Source organism: Streptomyces sp. NPDC047971 (assembly GCF_040653355.1).
Classification (GTDB): domain Bacteria; phylum Actinomycetota; class Actinomycetes; order Streptomycetales; family Streptomycetaceae; genus Streptomyces.
The window spans coordinates 59396-76944 of the sequence record NZ_JBEZNW010000019.1 but is presented as its reverse complement, the minus strand read 5'-3'; the positions used below and the strand labels follow the sequence as shown (position 1 = coordinate 76944).

The following is a 17549-nucleotide window of genomic DNA, read 5'->3' as shown; positions in this document are numbered from 1 at the left end:
CCCCGTTCCCGGTCCGGTCCTGGGTGCCGGCGCCTCAGGGGGCGGCCGTGCCGGGCGCCGGGTCCGTCTGGTCCGTCTGACCCGGCTGGGCGGGGAGGTCCCCGCCGGTGACGCGGATGGTCGTCTTCTTCACCTTGGAGCCGAAGAAGCCCGTCCTGACTCCCTTGCTCATGGTGAGGTCCGCGTTCTTCAGCAGGGAGTCGTGGACCTGGAGTTCCTGGTCGGCCAGGCGCTGCGGCTCGTCGGCCTCGAAACCGCCGTGAAAGCCGGGCACGTGGACAGTCGCCTTGCGCAGCCGGCGCCTCAGCAGGAAGAAGATCAGGACGAGCGCCGTCACCAGCGCTATGGAGATCACGGCCTCAGGCCACCCGACGTTCACGGGCTGCTCCCCTCTGTCGCCGCCTCAGAGGGCGGTGACGGTACCAGCATCGCACAACCAGTCTTTAGGTCACATGAGTTGAGGATCGTCGTAGGAGCCGGCGATCCGGCGGCCCGCGCGGTGCCGGCCGCCTGGGTGGAGGCGGACAAGGCCGTGCGCCGGGCCCACGCGCCGAGGAGCAGGCCACGCTCGTCGTCGGGATGTCCACCGGCCCCGGCCACGGCGGGGTTTTTGGTGCGGGGCGTGCCCCGAATCGGACTGTGTGCGGCCTGAACTCACCTTGTGTGGCGGAGTGCCTCACGTGCCTAATGTGGCTCCACTCCGATGCCGATCTCAGGGGGAATCATGGCAGCGACAGAGTCACCGACGCCTCAGGAACCACCGGAGCCTCGTGAGGCTCCGATGCCGGAGCCACCGAAGGAGCCTCCCACGGCGGCGAGTTCGCCGGTGCCGCAGCGTCCGCCGGGACCTCCTCCGGCCTCGGCGGCCGGGCTTCCGGGCTCGCTCGATCTGACCGTCACGAGGCGGCTGTTGTGGGTCGGTGGGGCGGTCTATCCGCTCCAGAACGTGGCTCGCGTCTACACGTTCGTGCTCCACCCCCGACGCAAGGAGGCCGTGCTGCAGTTTCTGAAGCGCACGGTGATCACACTGCTGACGGCGATGGCGTTCACCCTCTTCGGCGGAATCGCCTCGCTCCTCTCCAGGGAGGAGGGGGCGTTCGCCGGCACCCTCCAGTTCGTCTGGGTGATCAGCGTGGCCGGCCTGATCTACTTCCTGGTGGACATGCTCATGGTGGTGACCGCGTCCTCCCACTTCGTGATGGCCGTCGAGTCGAACGGCCAGTCGACCGCCCTGGTCACCGGCCGCCCCGACCATCTGAACCAGCTGGTTCACCAGATCGCGCATGCCATAGAGAACCCGGACACGGAACTCAGCGTGCGGGTGGAGCGGCTGACGATCAGCAACCCCAGCAACTACTACTTCGGCAACGCCGTGAACATGTACGGCGGCAGCGGCAACGTGGGGATGTCCAACGGATGAGCGGCGACAACTACTTCTACGGGAACACCGTCAACATGCACGGTGGCAGCAACAACACGGGCATGGTGAACCACCAGTCGGGGACGGTGGGCGCCCAGGCCACGTCTCCCGCCATGGAGGCCGCGGTGCAGGAGCTGCTCCGGCTGCTCGTGGAGCTGCGCGGCGCCGTGCCCGCGGGGACGGCCCAGTCCCTCGACGCCGCCCTGCCGGCCATCACCGCGGGTCCGGCCGCCGAGCCGGAGGAACGGCGCCGTGCGCTGGACCGGATCGCGGAGATCGCCGGGGCGGCGGGCGCGATCGGGGCGCCGCTCCTCGCGGCGGTCGAGCGCGTGATCGCGCTGCTCTAGGACGCCGGGGCCACGCGCCCCCACGAGCGGACCCCGTGGTCCGGCGGGGTCCGCTGCGCGGGTGACGTCAGGGCGTATCTGCAGGGTTCGGGCATTCACGCGGAACTGTCACATAGTCATACGTTTCGCTGGAATGTCCGACTCCCCGCAGATGAAGAGAGGTCCCATGAGACGCGCACGCCACAGTGACCAGCAGGGGCATCCGCCGCCACGCAGACGGAGCCGGCGGCTGGCGGTGCTCGCACTCGCCCCGCTGCTGGCCCTGGTGTCCGGCTCCGCGACCGCGCAGGGCGTGTGGGTGTCGGTGCCGTCGATGCCGACCGCCCGGGCCGCCCTCGGGGCCACGGCGGCGGACTGCCCGGAGGGCCTGCTCGACACCTGCGTCTACGCGATCGGCGGAGTCGGCAACGAGGCCCTCGCCCCGTTCGAGGCGTACAGCCCCAGCACCAACGCGTGGGCGACGCTGCGGCAGATGGCGACCCCTCGCCACTCGGTCGCCGCGGCGACGGCCCCCTGCCCCGAAGGCGTGCGAGGGGACTGCGTGTACGCCGTCGGGGGGACCGACTCCGCCGGAACCGTCGTGGCGACGGCGGAGGCGTACAGCACCGAGACGAACACCTGGCTGACCCTGCCGGACATGCCGACACCCCGGACCGGCGCCGCGGGCGCCACCGCGCCGTGCGCCGAAGGGCTGGGACTGCGGGGGACGTGCGTGTACGTCTTCGGCGGCTCCGACCTTGCCAACCCCATCCGGACCACGGTGCAGGCGTACAGCCCGGAGACGAACACCTGGGCCACCGTGACTCCGCTGCAGACCGCCCGGGTCGGTCTCGCCGGCGCGGCGGGGCCCTGCCCGACAGGTCTGGGGCTGACGGGCACGTGCGTGTACGCCCTGGGCGGGGCGAACGACACCACCCCCGCGCTGCGTTCCGCGGAGGTCTACAGCCCCGTCCTCAACGCCTGGACGTACCTGCCGGAGATGCCGACCGGCCGCGACGACGGGCCGGGGGCGGCCTACGCACCCTGCCCGGACGGCCTGAGCAACGGCTGCGTGTACGTCATGGGGGGCCTGGACGAGAACGGCCGGACCTCGGACACGATGGAGGCGTACAGCCCGGTCGCCGACACCTGGGTGACACTGCCCTCGATCCCGACGCCGCACCGGGAGACGGCCGCGGCCGCGGCGCCGTGTCCCCGGAACGCGAAGCAGGACTGTGTGTACGCGCTCGCCGGGTTCGACTCGGGCACCACCATCGCGGGGACGACCGAGGCGTTCGCGATCGAACGCACGGAGGTCACCCCGCCGAAGCCGACGACGCATCCGACGCCGAAGCCGACGCCCACGGCGACGGCGCCCGCGACGCCCAAGCCCGAGACGAAGCCGACCTCGACCCCGAAGCCGGAGACGAAGCCGACGCCGAAGCCGGACCCGAGGCCGGACCCGGACGCGAAGCAGACTCCCGCCTCCGGCCCGCGTGTCCCCGTGTCCGGGCCCGTCGACGGACCGGAACCGGCAACCAGCCCCAGCGCCAGCCCGAGCCCGGCCAAGCCCGCGCCGGCCGCCTCGCCGACCCCGGCTGCCAAGCCGTCCCCGTCGGCCCCCGCTCCGTCGGGCACCCCGACGGCCAAGCCGACGGCCACGCCCGCGTCCACACCCGCGCCCAAGCCCACGCCGCCCGTGACGACCATCGGGATGCGTCCCTGAGACACGTGTCGCGTGTCGACAAGGACGCGCCCGGGGCCCGGGCGTGAGGCCGTCACCGGACCTCACCCGGGCCCCGGAGGGCGTCGGTACGCCCTCTAGCTGCGGTAGTACTCGCCCGGTTCCCCGTCCAGCATCGGGAAGACCAGCAGTCGCTCCCGTCCCTTGAAGGGGACGATCGACAGATAGCCGGAGACGTCGGCCCGCTCGCAGTCACGGTCGGAGGCGTCGGGGTCCGCGGTTCCCGGACCGATGACCAGGGGCGCTCCGGAACCGGCGAGGAGCGCGGTGAAGGTGCAGGCGACCGAGTCGGGGGTCGGGTTGCCCTCGTCGTCGGTGCGCGGATAGACGTGCACGCGGCGGAAGACGGTGGAGCCGACAGGGCCCTGGGTGATCGTCACCTCATCGCTGTAGCGGTCGACGTTCTCACCGAAGATCAGCGGGTCGTTCTTCATCTTCCACCGGCCGAGGAACTGCGCCGGCACGATGTTCGTGCCGGTCCTGGCCTTGCGGAAGGTGGCCTTCGCGGCCCCCGACGTCCACTCCAGGACCTCGGGCGAACGCAGCGTCAGGGTCTGGTGGGCGGCGGGTGTGCAGCGCTGGGCGGGGACGCTCGTGGTGACGTCGGACTCGCCGAGGACCACCTTGTCCTCGTCGGCGGAGACCAGCCGCGAGCGCCCCATGCACAGCTGCTCCTCGTTCACCTGGACGTAGACGGCGCTCTTGGCGCCCGCGGCGCCCTGGACGATCTCGATCCGCATCGTCGCCCTGGGGTGGTCGGCCGAGCCGCGCTGGACGCCCTCCCAGGCGCCGAGGAACGCCGCCGGAACGATCCCCGCGGGGCGGGCGGACACGTCACCGGTCGTCCCGCGCGCCTGGTTCTTCTGCTCGTCCCTGCCCTTGTCCGGGTCCGGCCAGAAGACGTAGGTGACGGTGGCCGCCGCCGCGACCACGAGGGCCGTCGCGGCGGCGATCAGGCCGGTGCGCCGCCGCCTGGGCGCCTTCGGGGCCGGCGGCGGTGTGGGGTCGCCGGGGCCGGTCGGGGCGCCGTCGGTGGCCGTCGACTCCGCCTCGGCCTCCAGGACCCGAGCGGCGTGGCGCCCGAGGCGGGCCAGCACCTCGGCCGGCAGCCACGGGTCGGCGACGGTGATCGTCTCCACCAGTTCGGTGGCCGAGGGCCGGGCCGCCGGGTCCTTGGCCAGGCAGGCCCGCACCAGGCCGGCGAGCTCCGGCGCGAGGTCGGTCAGATCGGGCTCGTCGTGGGCGATGCGGAACATCGTGGCGTGGACGCCGCTGTCCGCCGTACCGAACGGGGAGTGGCCGGTCGCCGCGTACACGAGGACGGAGCCGAGGCAGAAGATGTCCGAAGCCGGGGTCAGCTTCTCGCCGCGCACCTGCTCCGGGGACATGAAGCCGGGCGAGCCGACCACCGCACCGGTGCTGGTCAGTCCGCCGTCGGTGATCGTGTCGACGGCGCGGGCGATGCCGAAGTCGATGACCTGCGGGCCGTCGACGGTGAGCAGCACGTTCGAGGGCTTCAGATCGCGGTGGACGAGTCCGGCGCTGTGTACGTGGGTGAGCGCCCGCGCGAGCCCGGACGCCAGCGCCCGTACCGTCGCGGACGGAAGCGGCCCGAACTCGTCGCCCACCACGGTCCGCAGCGACGGCCCCGGTACGTAGCCGATGGCCACCCAGGGGGATTCGGCGGCCGTGTCCGAACCGAGGACCGGGGTCGTGCCCGTGCCGCCGACCCGCTCCAGCGCGGCCACCTCACGGGCGAACCGGCGCCGGAACTCGTCCTGCGCCGCCAGCTCGGCGTGTACGACCTTCACCGCGACCGTCCTGCCGCCGGCCGAACGCGCCAGGAACACCCGGCCCATCCCGCCCACGCCCAGTCGACCGAGCAGGCGGAACGGACCGATGCTGACCGGGTCTTCCGCGTTCAATGGCTCCACGTCGCAAGAGGATGCCAGAACCGCCCCGCCGCTTCTCCCTCGCGTTGTCACCCTTCACCGCAGATCCGCAGGCCCTTGGGTGTCGCGCACGGCAGGTGGCCGTGGGTGCGGATGATGTCCTGGCCGCTGCCCCGGCTCAGATAGGTGAGGAAACTGGAGGTCAGCGAGTCGGCCGGCGGCTGCCCCCAGGTGTAGGCGTACTCGATCTCCCGGTACGGGTACGTCGAGTCGCCGATCTCGTCGACGTTCGGCACGCGGCCGTCGATCGACACCCGGTGCAGGCCCTTCAGCCCGGTGCCGGAGCGGAGTTCGGTGTAGCCGATGGCGCCGGGGAGCTTGGCGACGGTCGACACGACCTGGTCGGTGGTGTCGAGTTCGCAGCGCACGACCGGAGCCTCCGGGTCGTCCTTGCGCACGCAGTCGAGCGAGGAGTTCGCGGGCTCGTTGCGTCCGAGGACGCGACGCTGGAAGACCTCCCGTGTACCGGAGTTGGCGCCCCTGCTGACCAGGAGGACCGGCTGGTCCGGCCCGCCCGGTATCTGCTTCCAGTTGGTGATCTCGCCGCGGTACAGGCGGTGGACCTCGTCGAGGGAGAGGTTCGTGACCGGTATCGCGTCGTTGAGGACGAGCGTGAACAGGGAGACGGCGACCATGCTTTCGCGCAGCTGCGGGTAGCCGCCGGGCTTGCGCCCGTCGGAGAGGGCGATGACGGCCGGGGAACCCTTGGCGCCGGCGGCGGCGCCGACCGCCGCCAGCTCCCTGATGCCGGCGGTCGAACCGTGCGTGTCCACCACGACCGTGGCGCCGTCGCAGTCCTTCTCGTACTTCTTCGCCAGCTCCCGCACCACGGGGGCGAACGCGGTCGACCCGGTGACCGTGAGCGTGCCCCGGGCGCAGCCGATCGGGGGCGGGGTGTCGCTGCGGACGATGATCGTGGCGAGGGTGAGCACACAGGCGGCGAGGACGAGCGTGATGTTCCGGGCGGCCGGGCTGAACGTCGGCCGGCGGTCGTCGACGCTCATGCTCTTGTTGTGGTGGACCTCGACCGTCTCATGGAAGCCGTTGATCCGGATCGCGCCTTCGAGCACGTTGCCGGAGAGCAGGACGAGCAGCTTGAAGTACTGCTTCCGTTCGAGCGACACCTTCGGTATCAGGACGGAGTTCTCGTGCTTGCGCAGCCCGAGACCGGCGGCCATGTCGATCTTCACCGGCTCGAACGCGCGCGGGATCGTCGCCACGACGGCCCGCACGAGCCGGTCTCCGAAGGTGACCTTCAGCCCTCCGGTGTCGTCCCCCTGGGTGTAGTCGCCGTGGGTGATGTCCCGCAGGCCGTCGTTCTCGATCCGCAGCAGCACGAGCGTGGACCCGTTGGAGTCGCCGAGGTCGCCGTCCCAGAGGGTCAGGTCGCCGGTGGTCTCACCCGCCTCGCGGAGCGGGGTGTTGAGCTGCACGCGGTAGCCGAGCCGACGCCCCCGCTGGAGGAAGCGCTCGTACGCGACCACACCGGCGGAGACGAGGACACCGAGCAGCGCGGTGACGACGGCGACGACGTTCTCGGCGGTAACCCAGTCCACGGACGAGACGGTACGGACGCGTGTGCGGTTACGTGGGGGAGGTCGCATCCCGCCACCTGGAGTTCTCCCTTCGTTCAGCAGTGGTCGCGGGGCCGCACGGGTTGGCGGATCAAGTGTTGCCGGGGGTGAGGACCGTGGGTGTAATGGCGACGAGGGGGCCTGTCGGAGAGGAACTCCATGCGTGTCGTCGAAGTGACCGCCTACGGTGGCCCTGAGGTCCTGAGCATGGCCCGCCGGCCCGAGCCCGAGGCCGGAGACGTCCCGGGGCGCGTGCGGGTGCGCCTGAAGGCCGCCGGTGTGAACCAGGCGGATCTGCGGATCCGCGCCGGCAGGTACGCCGACCAGCTCGGAGCGCTCAGGCCCCCCTTCGTCCTCGGCACGGACTTCGCCGGCAAGCTCCTCGACCCGGTGCCCGGTCTGGAGGCCGGTACCCGTGTGGCCGGGTTCGTTCCCTGGTGGGACGAGCTGACGGGCGAGGGGACCTACGCCGAGGTCGTGAGGGTCGCCCCGGAGTGGGTGGCCCCCATCCCGGACGACGTCGACTACACGGTGGCAGCCTCCCTCCCCCTGGCCTCGGCCACCGCCCAGCAGGGCCTGGACCAGCTCGCGCTCCCGGCGGGGGCGACGCTGCTCGTGACCGGCGCGAGCGGCGTGGTCGGCCGCCTCGCCGTCCAGTACGCGTCGGCGGTGGGTGTTCGGGTGGTCGCCGTCGCCCACGAGGGCGACGAGCGGGAGCTGAAGGTGCTCGGCGCTGAGCACAGCGTCCCGCGCGGCACCCCGGACGACATCGTCAGGGAGGCCCTGACCGCTGCGTCGGGAGGGGTGGACGCGGTCTTCGACGGGGCGTTCCTCGGGGACCCGCTCCTTCCCGCGCTGAAGGACGACGGCGTCTTCCTCGCCCTCGCCCCCGACCGGGTGCCGACGCCCGAACGGAGCATCCGCGTCGAGACCGTCCGGGGGCGGCCGGACGCCGCCCGGCTGAAGGAGACGCTGGAGAAGGTGGAGGCCCGGGAGGTGATCACCCGGGTTGCCGACGTCATGCCGCTGGAGGAGGTGGCCGAGGCGCACCGCCGAGCGGAGGCGGGCCACCGGCCGGGCCGCATCATCCTGATGATCTGAGGCGCGGCGGCCGGGAGGGTCGGGGGGCGCGGCCGCACCCGCCGCCCGACGGCGTGCCGACGCGGGCCGAGCCGCGGGCCGCCCGCCGCCGCTGCCGTGGCCGACCGGCACCGCCGTCACTCCCCTCCTCGACGCCGCAGCCTCGCCCCCGCCGCCAGCCACGTGCTCCCACGCCGCAGCCTCGCCCCCGCCGCCCGCCACGTGCTCCCGCACCCGCGCCCACACCGCCGCCCGCTCCCGCGCCTGCGCCTGCGCGCCCGCCGGCGTCGCCCCCCGAGCCGACAGCGGTGAGATCGGCGTCCTCGGTGTCCGCCGCGCTCGACTCCTCGTCGTACCCCGTCGCGTCGAGGACCTCGGTCGTCCCGCCATGATCCGCCCCCCTAGCGTCCACGCCTCTAGCGTCCACACCTCTAACGTTCGTATCTTTAACGTTTCCATCCCTAACGTTCATGACACTAACGAAGTTATATCGTTCGGGCGACTAACGCAAGGGGTAATCTGCGCGCATGACGACGGACAGCGGGGGCGACGCCTCCGAGATGGATGAGCGCCAGACCCCGGCCCGCCTCCGCGGTCTGCCCAGCCGCCTTCTGGCCCTGACCGCCGCTCGCGCGGACCGCCTGATCAGCGAGGGTCTCGCGTCGGAGGACGCCCGCAAGTGGCACTACGCGGTCCTCGCCTCGCTCGACGAGTACGGCCCGACCAGTCAGGCCGGCCTGAGCCGCCGCACCGGCATCTACCGCAGTGACCTCGTCGCCGTCATCAACGAACTCGCCGAACGCGGCCACGTCGAGCGCACCCCCGACCCCGAGGACCGTCGACGCAACGTCATCACCCTGACCGAGCGGGGCGGCAGCCACCTGGAGCGCTTGGACGAGGTGTTCTCCGGTGTCCAGGACGAGCTGATGGAGCCGCTGTCGAAGCTCGAACGTGAGCTGCTGACAAGCCTGTTGGAGCGCGTACTCGACCACTGAGCCGCCCGCCGGGTGGTTCGACCACCGTTTGTCACAAGTGATGGTCTAGACCTTGACAGGTCCAGACCAAAGACGATTCGCTGGCCTTCCCCCACGGAAGGGCGAGCGCATGAAGCGACGTCTGCTCATTCTCCTGTCCGCACTCTGTACGGCCCTCGGGCTTGCCGTGTTCATCCCGGCGTCCAGCGCGGGCGCGGCGCCCGCCTGTGTGGCCGCCTGGAATTCGGGCAACGTCTACACCGGCGGCATGACCGCCTCGTACAACGGCCGCAACTGGTACGCCAAGTGGTGGACCCAGAACGAACGCCCCGGCTCCGCCGACGTCTGGCGCGACGAGGGCGCATGCGGTGGCGGGGGCACGGACCCGGGCCCGAACCCCTCCGGATTCGTCGTCTCCGAGGCCCAGTTCAACCAGATGTTCCCGAGCCGGAACTCCTTCTACACGTACAGCGGTCTCACGGCCGCCCTCAGCGCCTACCCCGGCTTCGCCACCACCGGAAGCGACACGGTGAAGAAGCAGGAGGCCGCGGCCTTCCTCGCCAACGTCAGCCACGAGACCGGCGGTCTGGTCCACATCGTCGAGCAGAACACCGCCAACTACCCGCACTACTGCGACAGCGGCCAGCCGTACGGCTGCCCGGCCGGACAGGCGGCCTACTACGGCCGCGGCCCCATCCAGCTCTCCTGGAACTTCAACTACAAGGCCGCGGGTGACGCCCTCGGCATCGACCTGCTCAACAACCCGTACCGCGTCGAGCGCGAGGCGCCCATCGCCTGGAAGACCGGCCTCTGGTATTGGAACACCCAGAGCGGACCCGGCACGATGACCGGCCACAACGCCATGGTCAACGGCGCGGGCTTCGGCCAGTCGATCCGCTCGATCAACGGCGCGCTGGAGTGCGACGGCAAGAACCCGGCGCAGGTCCAGAGCCGCGTGAGCAAGTACCAGCAGTTCACGCAGATCCTCGGCGTGCCGACCGGCGCGAACCTGTACTGCTGAGCTCCCCACCCGTACGACGACGATTCCCGGGATGCCCGAAAGGGCCCCGGGAATCGTCGTCATGGCGCCCGCGCCGGGCGCCCCGCGCACCAGGACGCGGAGACCACGCGCCGGCGGGTCGTCGACGAGGGGGAGTCGGGCCGCCCGATGACGGGCCCGTCTTCTACTCGGGCGACGCGGTGCGTGCGGGGGGCCAGGTGCCGACCGGGGGAGCGGGGTCCGCCTCGGTGACCGTTTCCAGCGCCCGGGAGAGCCGCTCCAGGACCCGTACGGTCTCCTCGAACTGCCCCTGGCCGCCGAGGGCTCCGGCGAGCCGGGCCGCGAGGTCGGCGTGGCCCGGGTCGAGCCGTTCGACCGCCGCCAGTCCTTCCTGAGTCGGCGACAGGAGCTTGGCGCGCCGGTGGGCCGGATTGGGCTCGTACACGGCGAGGCCCCGCTCCACGAGCAGGTCCGCGATCCGCTGGACGCTCTGCCGGGTGATGCCCATGGTGCGGGCGATGCCGGCGACCGGCTGCGGGGTGCGGAGTACGGCTCCGAGCACCTGCCACCAGGCGGCGGTGAGGCCGACCGGGCGGGCCAGTTCCTCCGAGGCGGCGAGGAACTGGCCGTTGAGCCGGAAGACGCTGAGCGCGGTGCGGGCGAGGGCGTCCTGCTCCGCCCTGCTCACGACGCCTCTTCGTCCGCGTTCAGCTCTTCGAAGGCCGCCGGGTCGGAGTCGTGGAAGAGGCGGTACCAGGCGTCGAGCCTGGTGCCGTCGAAGGCGCCCATGACGCCGAGCACCTCGCGGGCGAAGGCGACCGGCTCGGTCGGTCCCGCGGTGATCAGGTCGCCGACGCCGTCCGCGCCCTTGTCGGTGACCGCGTCGGTCTCGACGTAGTGCTCGCCGCCCTTGTAGCCGGTCGCGTCGAGGTAGAAGGAGACGGCGCTGGTGTGCGCGCGGTCGTCGAGGAGGCCCTCGCGGGCCAGGCCGGCGGTGGCGCCGCAGATGGCGGCGACGGGGACGCCGGCGTCGAGGAAGCGGCGGGCGGTCGCCGCGAAGGGGGCGAGGTCCTCGCCCGCGTCCCAGAGATCGGCGCCCGGGAGGACCAGCAGCGCGCTGTCCTCCGGGCGGAGGTCGTCGAGGGAGAGGTCGGGGACGATCCGCATGCCGCCGATGCTGGTGACGGGCTTGTCCGCGACGGGGCCGACGGTCTTCACGGTGAAGCCGGAGCGGGCGAGCCAGGCGGTGGTGTGGCCCGTCTCCCAGTCGGCGAGGGTCTCGTAAACGGCGAGGTGGACGGTGCGGGGCATTTCCGGGCCTCCAGCGATCGTTTCGGTGCCGTGCTTGTATGACAGAAGACTGTCATCTCGACAGGATGCTGTCAATGGTCGCCGTCCTGATCGGGGTCCGTCCGTTCGCCCGCGCGGTCCGCTCGGAGGGGCGCGGCAACGTGTCGCGTCGGCCGCGGTCTCGGTGGACAAGATGGTCATGGCCGCTCCGACCTGCGCGTCCTTACCCTGGGCATATGACCCCTCATGTCGCACCCGACCCCCAGGCCGGCGCTGCCGTCAAGGCCGCCGACCGCGCGCACGTGTTCCACTCCTGGTCCGCCCAGGGCCTGATCGACCCGCTCGCCGTCGCCGGTGCCGAGGGTTCGTACTTCTGGGACTACGACGGCAACCGCTACCTCGACTTCACCAGCGGCCTCGTCTACACCAACATCGGCTACCAGCACCCCCGCGTGGTCGCCGCCATCCAGGAGCAGGCCGCCAAGCTCACCACCTTCGCGCCCGCCTTCGCCATCGACGTACGCTCCGAGGCCGCACGCCTCATCGCCGAGCGCACCCCCGGCGACCTGGACAAGATCTTCTTCACCAACGGCGGTGCCGAGGCCGTCGAGAACGCCGTACGGATGGCCCGTCTGCACACGGGCCGCCACAAGGTGCTCTCCGCCTTCCGCTCGTACCACGGCGCCACCTCCACCGCGATCAACCTCACCGGTGACCCGCGCCGCTGGGCCTCCGACACCGGCTCGGCCGGCGTCGTGCGCTTCTGGGCGCCGTTCCTCTACCGCTCGCCGTTCTACTCCGAGACGGAGGCGCAGGAGTGCGAGCGCGCGCTCGCGCACCTGGAGGACACGATCGCCTTCGAGGGGCCGGGGACGATCGCCGCGATCATCCTGGAGACCGTCCCCGGCACCGCCGGCATCATGACCCCGCCGCCCGGCTATCTCGCCGGCGTCCGCGAGATCTGCGACAGGTACGGCATCGTCTTCGTCCTCGACGAGGTCATGGCCGGCTTCGGCCGGACCGGCACGTGGTTCGCCGCCGAGCACTTCGACGTCGTGCCCGACCTGATGACCTTCGCCAAGGGCGTGAACTCCGGCTACGTCCCCCTCGGTGGTGTCGCGATCTCCGCCGAGATCGCCGCGACCTTCGACCAGCGGCCCTACCCGGGCGGGCTGACCTACTCCGGCCACCCCCTGGCCTGTGCCGCCGCCGTGGCCACCATCCAGGTCATGGAGGACGAGAAGGTCGTCGAGCACTCCGCCCGCATCGGCGAGACCGTCCTCGGCCCCGGCCTGCGCGAGCTCGCCGAGCGCCACCCGTCGGTCGGCGAGGTCCGCGGCATGGGCACCTTCTGGGCGCTCGACCTGGTCAAGAACAAGGAGACCCGCGAGCCGCTCGTCCCGTACAACGCGACGGGCGCGGCCAACGCCCCCATGGCGGCCTTCGGCGCGGAGGCCAAGAAGCACGGCCTGTGGCCCTTCATCAACATGAACCGCACCCACGCCGTCCCCGCCTGCAACGTCTCCGAGGCCGAGGCCAAGGAGGGCCTCGCCGCCCTCGACGCGGCGCTGAGCGTGGCCGACGAGCACACCGTGTGACGCGCGACGTGTGACGCACACCGTGTGGCGCGTGCCGTCGGTCGTGCGCCGGGTCGCCGTCGGTCGTGCGCCGGGTCGCCGTCGGTCGTGCGCCGGGTCGCGCGAACGTCGCGTAACCGGCGTCACGGAGCCTTCCCTCCGTCTGGTCTAGGGTGTGCCGAAGCCGGACGGAGGGGGCCGACCTAGATGCCCGCGAGCGGAGCTGTCACCCGCAACACCCTGCGGCGGCAGATCGCGGACGCGCTCCGTGACGAGGTGCTCGCTGGGCGTTTGCAGCCGGGCGAGGAATTCACCGTCAAGCAGATCGCCGAGCAGTACGAGGTGTCGGCGACACCCGTGCGCGAGGCCCTCGTCGACCTCTCCGCGCAAGGGCTCCTCGACTCCGACCAGCACCGCGGCTTCCGGGTGCACCAGTTCACCGTCGACGACTACCGCGGCATGGTCGAGGCCCGGATGCTCGTCGTGGACGGCATCTTCCGCCGCCACACGCCCCTTCCCGTGCCGCCCGCCGAACCGGACGTCTCCCGCGGGGTCGCGCTCGTCTCCGTGCGGCGCCGGGGCGAGGCGGCGGCGCGGGCGGCCCGCGCGGGCGACCTGGACATTCTCATCGGGTACGACATCCGTTACTGGCGCGAGCTGGCCAGGCTGGTCTCCAACAACGACTACATCGCCGACTTCCTGCACCGGCTGCGGGTCCAGGCGTGGGTGTTCTCCGTGCCGTACCTGCGGTCCGACCGCGATGTCCTCGGCTGGTTGTGGAGCGGGCACGTCGACCTCGTCGACGCGCTCACGCTCGGCGACGCGGAGGCGGCCGTCGCGGTCGTCCAGGCGTACAACAGCCAGTCCCTGGCGTGGGCGGACCGTCTGGAACGCCTCTCGGAGTGACGGCGGTGCCCGGGTGTCGGCCGGGGCGCCGAAGGGCAGGTCACCAGCGGGTGTGCGGCACGGACCGCGCCGACTACCCTGGCCGTCCCTGCAACTGACGGAGAGAGAGCCTCCCTTGGCCTGTGACCTGTGGCTGGTCCCTCTTGTCGACGTGCTGTGCCACAGCCCCGACAATCCCTTCGCCGAAGAGATCGCCGCCTACGACAAGGCCCTGACCGCGTCCGGTCTGCCCACCGTTCCCGTCTTCGCCTACATGCCGGGACTCTCCGGCGACGTGGCGCCCGTCGCCGGATTCGACTACGAGGCCCTGCACTTCCTCCGCCGCGCCTACCTGCTGCTGATGTGCGGTCTCGCCGTCGAACCGGTCGACGAGCTCGGTGGTGACTACGAGCAGCTCCTCGAAATGTTCGAGGCGACCGCACAGCAGTCCCACCTGGTCTGGCACTACGACCACGCCGGCGCGTACGTCCCCGTGGACTTCCCCGCTCCGCTCTCCAACGACGAGCTCCTGGAGGGCGGCGGCCCGCTGGGGTCCTCGCACGGGCTGCTGCGGGAGCTGGAGTTCGTCGCCCCGGCGATCGGGATCGACCCGGCCAACCCGCCGGCCGCCCCGCTGCCGCCGGAGCGCCCGACCGCGCTGGAGGAGCCGGCGGGAGCCATCGCCTACGACGACAGTCCGTTCGCGCGCGAGCGCCATGTGTGGCTCGGGCTGCACGCGGCGGCGACGCGGAGCCTCGGACAGGGCTCGATGATCATCCTGAGCTGAGCCCGGGAACCATCCGGCCGACGAGAGGCGGGGCACGCCTCGGAGAGAGGGGTGCCCCGCCTCTCGTCGCGCTTCCGGCCCGCTGGGCCGACGCTCAGCGCGGCTCCGGCGGCCGCTGCCGCGGCATGTTCGGGCGGGTGCCCGGCGGCAGCGGAAAGCGGGAGGAGGGGTGGGAGCCCTCCGGTCGGGCCGCACCGGCGCCCACCGACTGCAGGGCGAGCGGCGCGGGGCCCGAGCGGAACTCGATCATCCAGTCCGCCGTCTCCGCCCGTACGAGCTCCGTCACGTCCTCCGAGAACCGGCGCAGCACCCCGAGGCAGCGCTCCGCCGCCTCGCTGGCGGTTCCCTCCGTGGGCCCGAGCACCTCCCGGACGCTCTCCGACGCCCAGTCGAACTGCAGCGCCTGCAGTCTGCGCTGCACCGCCTGCGCCGTCGCCACGTCCCTGATCCAGCCCGAGGTCAGACCGAAGTACCGGTCGCAGAGCAGACAGGCCGCGCCGAGCAGCAGGGAGAGATAGCCCCAGCTCGCCGCCCCGTCCGCGACGTCGGTGACGTCGAGCAGCGGCAGCGCCGCGCCCACGATGACGCCCAGCGCCGTGCCGACCCGCAGGACCCGGGCGCAGCGGCGCTTCCAGACCCGGTCGGACAGATACCACTCCGCCGTGCGCAGGGCCTGGGACTCGACCCAGCGGTAGAGCTCGTCCAGGCGCTCCGCGGGCTCGCCCCAGTCGCCGAGCGGGAACGGCGACCCGGTCAGATCGCGGCTCGCGGCGGACCCTCCGGGCTGTCCCGGCTGCCCCTGCGGCTGCTGCTGCGGCGGCATCTCCGGCTGCTGGCTCACCGGGGCACTCCTCTGTTCAGCTCGGCGCTCGTGTCCTTCTGTGACGTGCGGTGCACGTGGTGCCTGCCCTTCCTACCGCCGAATGGTGGGCTATGGGCCCGGAATCCCGGGATTTCCGCCCACAAGGGGGTCTTGATCAGGTAGAGGAGCCCGCAGTTTCTCACTCGAAAGAGTTGTGGCGGCAGGCCGGGCATGGACCACGTAGGCTCGGCCGTACCGAACGTCAGTCGTCACAGCAGTCGTCCGGATGTCATCCGTAACCCGTCGAAATGCCAGGAGTGACCGTGATTCCCGGTGGTGGCCAGCCCAACATGCAGCAGCTCCTCCAGCAGGCCCAGAAGATGCAGCAGGATCTCGCGCGCGCCCAGGAGGAGCTCGCGGCGACGGAGGTCGACGGGCAGGCGGGCGGTGGTCTGGTCACGGCGACGGTCACCGGCTCCGGTGAGCTGCGCGGCCTGGTGATCGACCCCAAGGCGGTCGACCCCGAGGACACCGAGACGCTGGCCGACCTGATCGTGGCCGCCGTGCAGGCCGCCAACGACAACGCGCAGCAGCTCCAGCAGGCCAAGCTGGGCCCGCTGACGCAGGGCCTGGGCGGAATGCCGGGCCTCGGCTTCTGAGCCGCTTTCCCGCCTGGGCTTCTAAGGCGCCCCGGCAGCCACTACCGTAAGAATCAAGCACTTCTCAGAAGGGCGTTCCGTTGTACGAAGGCGTGGTTCAGGACCTCATCGACGAACTGGGCAGGCTGCCCGGCGTCGGTCCCAAGAGCGCGCAGCGGATCGCCTTCCACGTCCTCCAGGCCGAGCCGACGGACGTTCGCCGTCTCGCGCACGCGCTCCTGGAGGTCAAGGAGAAGGTCCGGTTCTGCGCGGTCTGCGGCAACGTCGCGCAGCAGGAGCAGTGCAACATCTGCCGTGACCCGCGCCGGGACCTGTCGGTCATCTGTGTCGTCGAAGAGCCGAAGGACGTCGTGGCGATCGAGCGGACGCGTGAGTTCCGCGGGCGCTACCACGTGCTCGGCGGCGCGATCAGCCCGATCGAGGGCGTCGGCCCGGACGACCTGCGCATCCGCGAGCTGCTCGCGCGGCTGGCGGACGGGACGGTCACCGAGCTCATCCTCGCGACCGACCCGAACCTGGAGGGCGAGGCCACCGCGACGTACCTGGCGCGGATGATCAAGCCCATGGGCCTCAAGGTCACGCGCCTGGCGAGCGGACTGCCGGTCGGCGGCGATCTGGAGTACGCCGACGAGGTCACGCTGGGGCGTGCCTTCGAGGGGCGGCGACTGCTAGATGTATGACGACAGGGTCTGCGCGCCCGCGCCCGAAGGAGGCACCCGCGATGTCTGATGCCACGCTGCACGCGATCACGCAGGACCCGGACGACTTCGCGGTCCAGATCGCCGACTCGATCGAATCCTTCATCGTGGCCACCACGGAAGTGGCCAAGGGCGACGAGCCCGACAGCGCGGTGCCCTTCCTGCTCCTGGAGATCTCCCAGCTGCTGCTCGCCGGCGGCCGGCTGGGCGCGCACGAGGACATCGTCCCGGACGAGCGGTACGAGACCGACACGGGTCCGGAGCCGGACATGGACGACCTGCGCGAGCGATTCGCGGTGATGCTGGACCCGGTGGACGTCTTCTCGGAGGTCTTCGACCCGTACGAGCCGCGCAAGGCGCCGGTTCCGGCCCGGATCTCCGACAACCTCGCCGACATCGTCGCCGACCTGCGGCACGGTCTCGCCCACTACCGGGCCGGGCGCGTGAGCGAGGCGCTGTGGTGGTGGCAGTTCTCCTACTTCTCCAACTGGGGCCCGACGGCCTCGGCGACCCTGCGGGCGCTGCAGTCCCTCGTCGCGCACGTCCGCCTCGACCAGCCGCTGGCGGCCCTGGACGGCCTCGACACGGACGAGGACCTGACGGAGGACGACCTCGCGGAGGAGGCGGGCCGGGTCATGGCGGAGGAGATCGCGGGACCGCTGGGCCTGGGCACGCTGAAGAAGTAGCGCCTCGGCCGTCCGTCCGGCCCGGCCGCCACGGGCCTGTCCGACTGCCCGAGCGCACCGGGTCGTCCAGGTCGGGACGGGCGACGCCGCCGTGG

The 17549-nt window shown here is 71.7% G+C and carries 18 protein-coding genes; 12 read left to right on the top strand and 6 right to left on the bottom strand.

The features are described from left to right. Nucleotides 1–34 precede the first annotated feature (34 nt). Nucleotides 35–379 carry a hypothetical protein gene (locus tag AB0D99_RS19565; RefSeq protein WP_362363209.1) on the bottom strand — a complete coding sequence of 115 codons (345 nt, stop codon included), beginning with the start codon at nucleotides 377–379 and terminating at the stop codon, nucleotides 35–37. A gap of 402 nt (nucleotides 380–781) precedes the next feature. Between AB0D99_RS19565 and AB0D99_RS19560 the strand changes: the two genes are divergently transcribed. From AB0D99_RS19560 to AB0D99_RS19550, 3 genes are all read left to right on the top strand, one after another. Next, nucleotides 782–1420 (top strand): DUF6232 family protein, encoded by a 639-nt coding sequence (locus AB0D99_RS19560; protein WP_362363206.1) that lies wholly within the window; start codon nucleotides 782–784, stop codon nucleotides 1418–1420. After that, nucleotides 1417–1767 carry a hypothetical protein gene (locus AB0D99_RS19555; RefSeq protein WP_362363203.1) on the top strand — a complete coding sequence of 117 codons (351 nt, stop codon included), beginning with the start codon at nucleotides 1417–1419 and terminating at the stop codon, nucleotides 1765–1767. Before AB0D99_RS19560 ends, AB0D99_RS19555 begins: the two co-directional genes overlap by 4 nt. 166 nt (nucleotides 1768–1933) lie before the next feature. Further along, nucleotides 1934–3472, top strand: a complete 1539-nt coding sequence (locus tag AB0D99_RS19550) for a kelch repeat-containing protein (protein WP_362363200.1) — start codon at nucleotides 1934–1936, stop codon at nucleotides 3470–3472. Nucleotides 3473–3567: 95 nt separating this feature from the next. On the opposite strand, the gene AB0D99_RS19545 is transcribed toward AB0D99_RS19550, so the two are convergent. Continuing rightward, nucleotides 3568–5424, bottom strand: coding sequence for a serine/threonine-protein kinase (locus AB0D99_RS19545; RefSeq protein ID WP_362363197.1), 1857 nt, complete (start codon nucleotides 5422–5424; stop codon nucleotides 3568–3570). 47 nt (nucleotides 5425–5471) lie between these two features. Beyond that, entirely contained in the window at nucleotides 5472–6998 is a 1527-nt protein-coding gene (locus AB0D99_RS19540; protein ID WP_362363194.1) for a substrate-binding domain-containing protein, read from the bottom strand. A gap of 177 nt (nucleotides 6999–7175) precedes the next feature. Here AB0D99_RS19540 and AB0D99_RS19535 point away from each other — a divergent pair, with 177 nt between their 5' ends. The 3 genes from AB0D99_RS19535 (at nucleotide 7176) to AB0D99_RS19525 (ending at nucleotide 10091) form a co-directional block, all read left to right on the top strand. Beyond that, entirely contained in the window at nucleotides 7176–8117 is a 942-nt protein-coding gene (locus AB0D99_RS19535) for an NADP-dependent oxidoreductase (RefSeq protein ID WP_362363191.1), read from the top strand. Nucleotides 8118–8623: 506 nt separating this feature from the next. After that, a complete protein-coding gene (locus tag AB0D99_RS19530) occupies nucleotides 8624–9091 on the top strand; it encodes a MarR family transcriptional regulator (RefSeq protein WP_362363188.1) in 468 nt (155 codons plus the stop codon). A 109-nt stretch (nucleotides 9092–9200) separates the two neighbouring features. Beyond that, nucleotides 9201–10091, top strand: a complete 891-nt coding sequence (locus AB0D99_RS19525; RefSeq protein ID WP_362363185.1) for a glycoside hydrolase family 19 protein — start codon at nucleotides 9201–9203, stop codon at nucleotides 10089–10091. 163 nt (nucleotides 10092–10254) lie between these two features. Here AB0D99_RS19525 and AB0D99_RS19520 read toward each other — a convergent pair whose 3' ends face one another. Next, entirely contained in the window at nucleotides 10255–10758 is a 504-nt protein-coding gene (locus AB0D99_RS19520; RefSeq protein WP_362363182.1) for a helix-turn-helix domain-containing protein, read from the bottom strand. Beyond that, the gene (locus AB0D99_RS19515) at nucleotides 10755–11381 is read right to left on the bottom strand and encodes a DJ-1/PfpI family protein (RefSeq protein ID WP_362363179.1); all 627 of its coding nucleotides are present in this window, start codon (nucleotides 11379–11381) and stop codon (nucleotides 10755–10757) included. The genes AB0D99_RS19520 and AB0D99_RS19515 overlap by 4 nt, the downstream gene beginning before the upstream one ends. A gap of 215 nt (nucleotides 11382–11596) precedes the next feature. Between AB0D99_RS19515 and AB0D99_RS19510 the strand changes: the two genes are divergently transcribed. The 3 genes from AB0D99_RS19510 to AB0D99_RS19500 all read left to right on the top strand — a co-directional run bounded on the left by AB0D99_RS19510 (nucleotide 11597) and on the right by AB0D99_RS19500 (nucleotide 14609). After that, nucleotides 11597–12958 (top strand): aspartate aminotransferase family protein, encoded by a 1362-nt coding sequence (locus AB0D99_RS19510; RefSeq protein WP_362363176.1) that lies wholly within the window; start codon nucleotides 11597–11599, stop codon nucleotides 12956–12958. Nucleotides 12959–13144: 186 nt separating this feature from the next. Continuing rightward, on the top strand, nucleotides 13145–13843 hold the full coding sequence (locus AB0D99_RS19505; RefSeq protein ID WP_362363173.1) for a GntR family transcriptional regulator: 699 nt from the start codon (nucleotides 13145–13147) through the stop codon (nucleotides 13841–13843). Nucleotides 13844–13958: 115 nt separating this feature from the next. Continuing rightward, the gene (locus AB0D99_RS19500) at nucleotides 13959–14609 is read left to right on the top strand and encodes a hypothetical protein (protein WP_362363170.1); all 651 of its coding nucleotides are present in this window, start codon (nucleotides 13959–13961) and stop codon (nucleotides 14607–14609) included. Between the two features lie 94 nt (nucleotides 14610–14703). Here the strand turns inward: AB0D99_RS19500 and AB0D99_RS19495 are convergent, their stop codons facing one another. Continuing rightward, nucleotides 14704–15450, bottom strand: a complete 747-nt coding sequence (locus AB0D99_RS19495) for an SLATT domain-containing protein (RefSeq protein ID WP_362363167.1) — start codon at nucleotides 15448–15450, stop codon at nucleotides 14704–14706. Between the two features lie 284 nt (nucleotides 15451–15734). Between AB0D99_RS19495 and AB0D99_RS19490 the strand changes: the two genes are divergently transcribed. The 3 genes from AB0D99_RS19490 (at nucleotide 15735) to AB0D99_RS19480 (ending at nucleotide 17454) form a co-directional block, all read left to right on the top strand. After that, entirely contained in the window at nucleotides 15735–16070 is a 336-nt protein-coding gene (locus AB0D99_RS19490; protein ID WP_362363380.1) for a YbaB/EbfC family nucleoid-associated protein, read from the top strand. 80 nt (nucleotides 16071–16150) lie between these two features. Further along, a complete protein-coding gene (recR, locus tag AB0D99_RS19485) occupies nucleotides 16151–16750 on the top strand; it encodes a recombination mediator RecR (RefSeq protein WP_352190380.1) in 600 nt (199 codons plus the stop codon). 41 nt (nucleotides 16751–16791) lie between these two features. Next, on the top strand, nucleotides 16792–17454 hold the full coding sequence (locus AB0D99_RS19480) for a DUF5063 domain-containing protein (protein ID WP_362363163.1): 663 nt from the start codon (nucleotides 16792–16794) through the stop codon (nucleotides 17452–17454). Nucleotides 17455–17549: the final 95 nt, after the last annotated feature.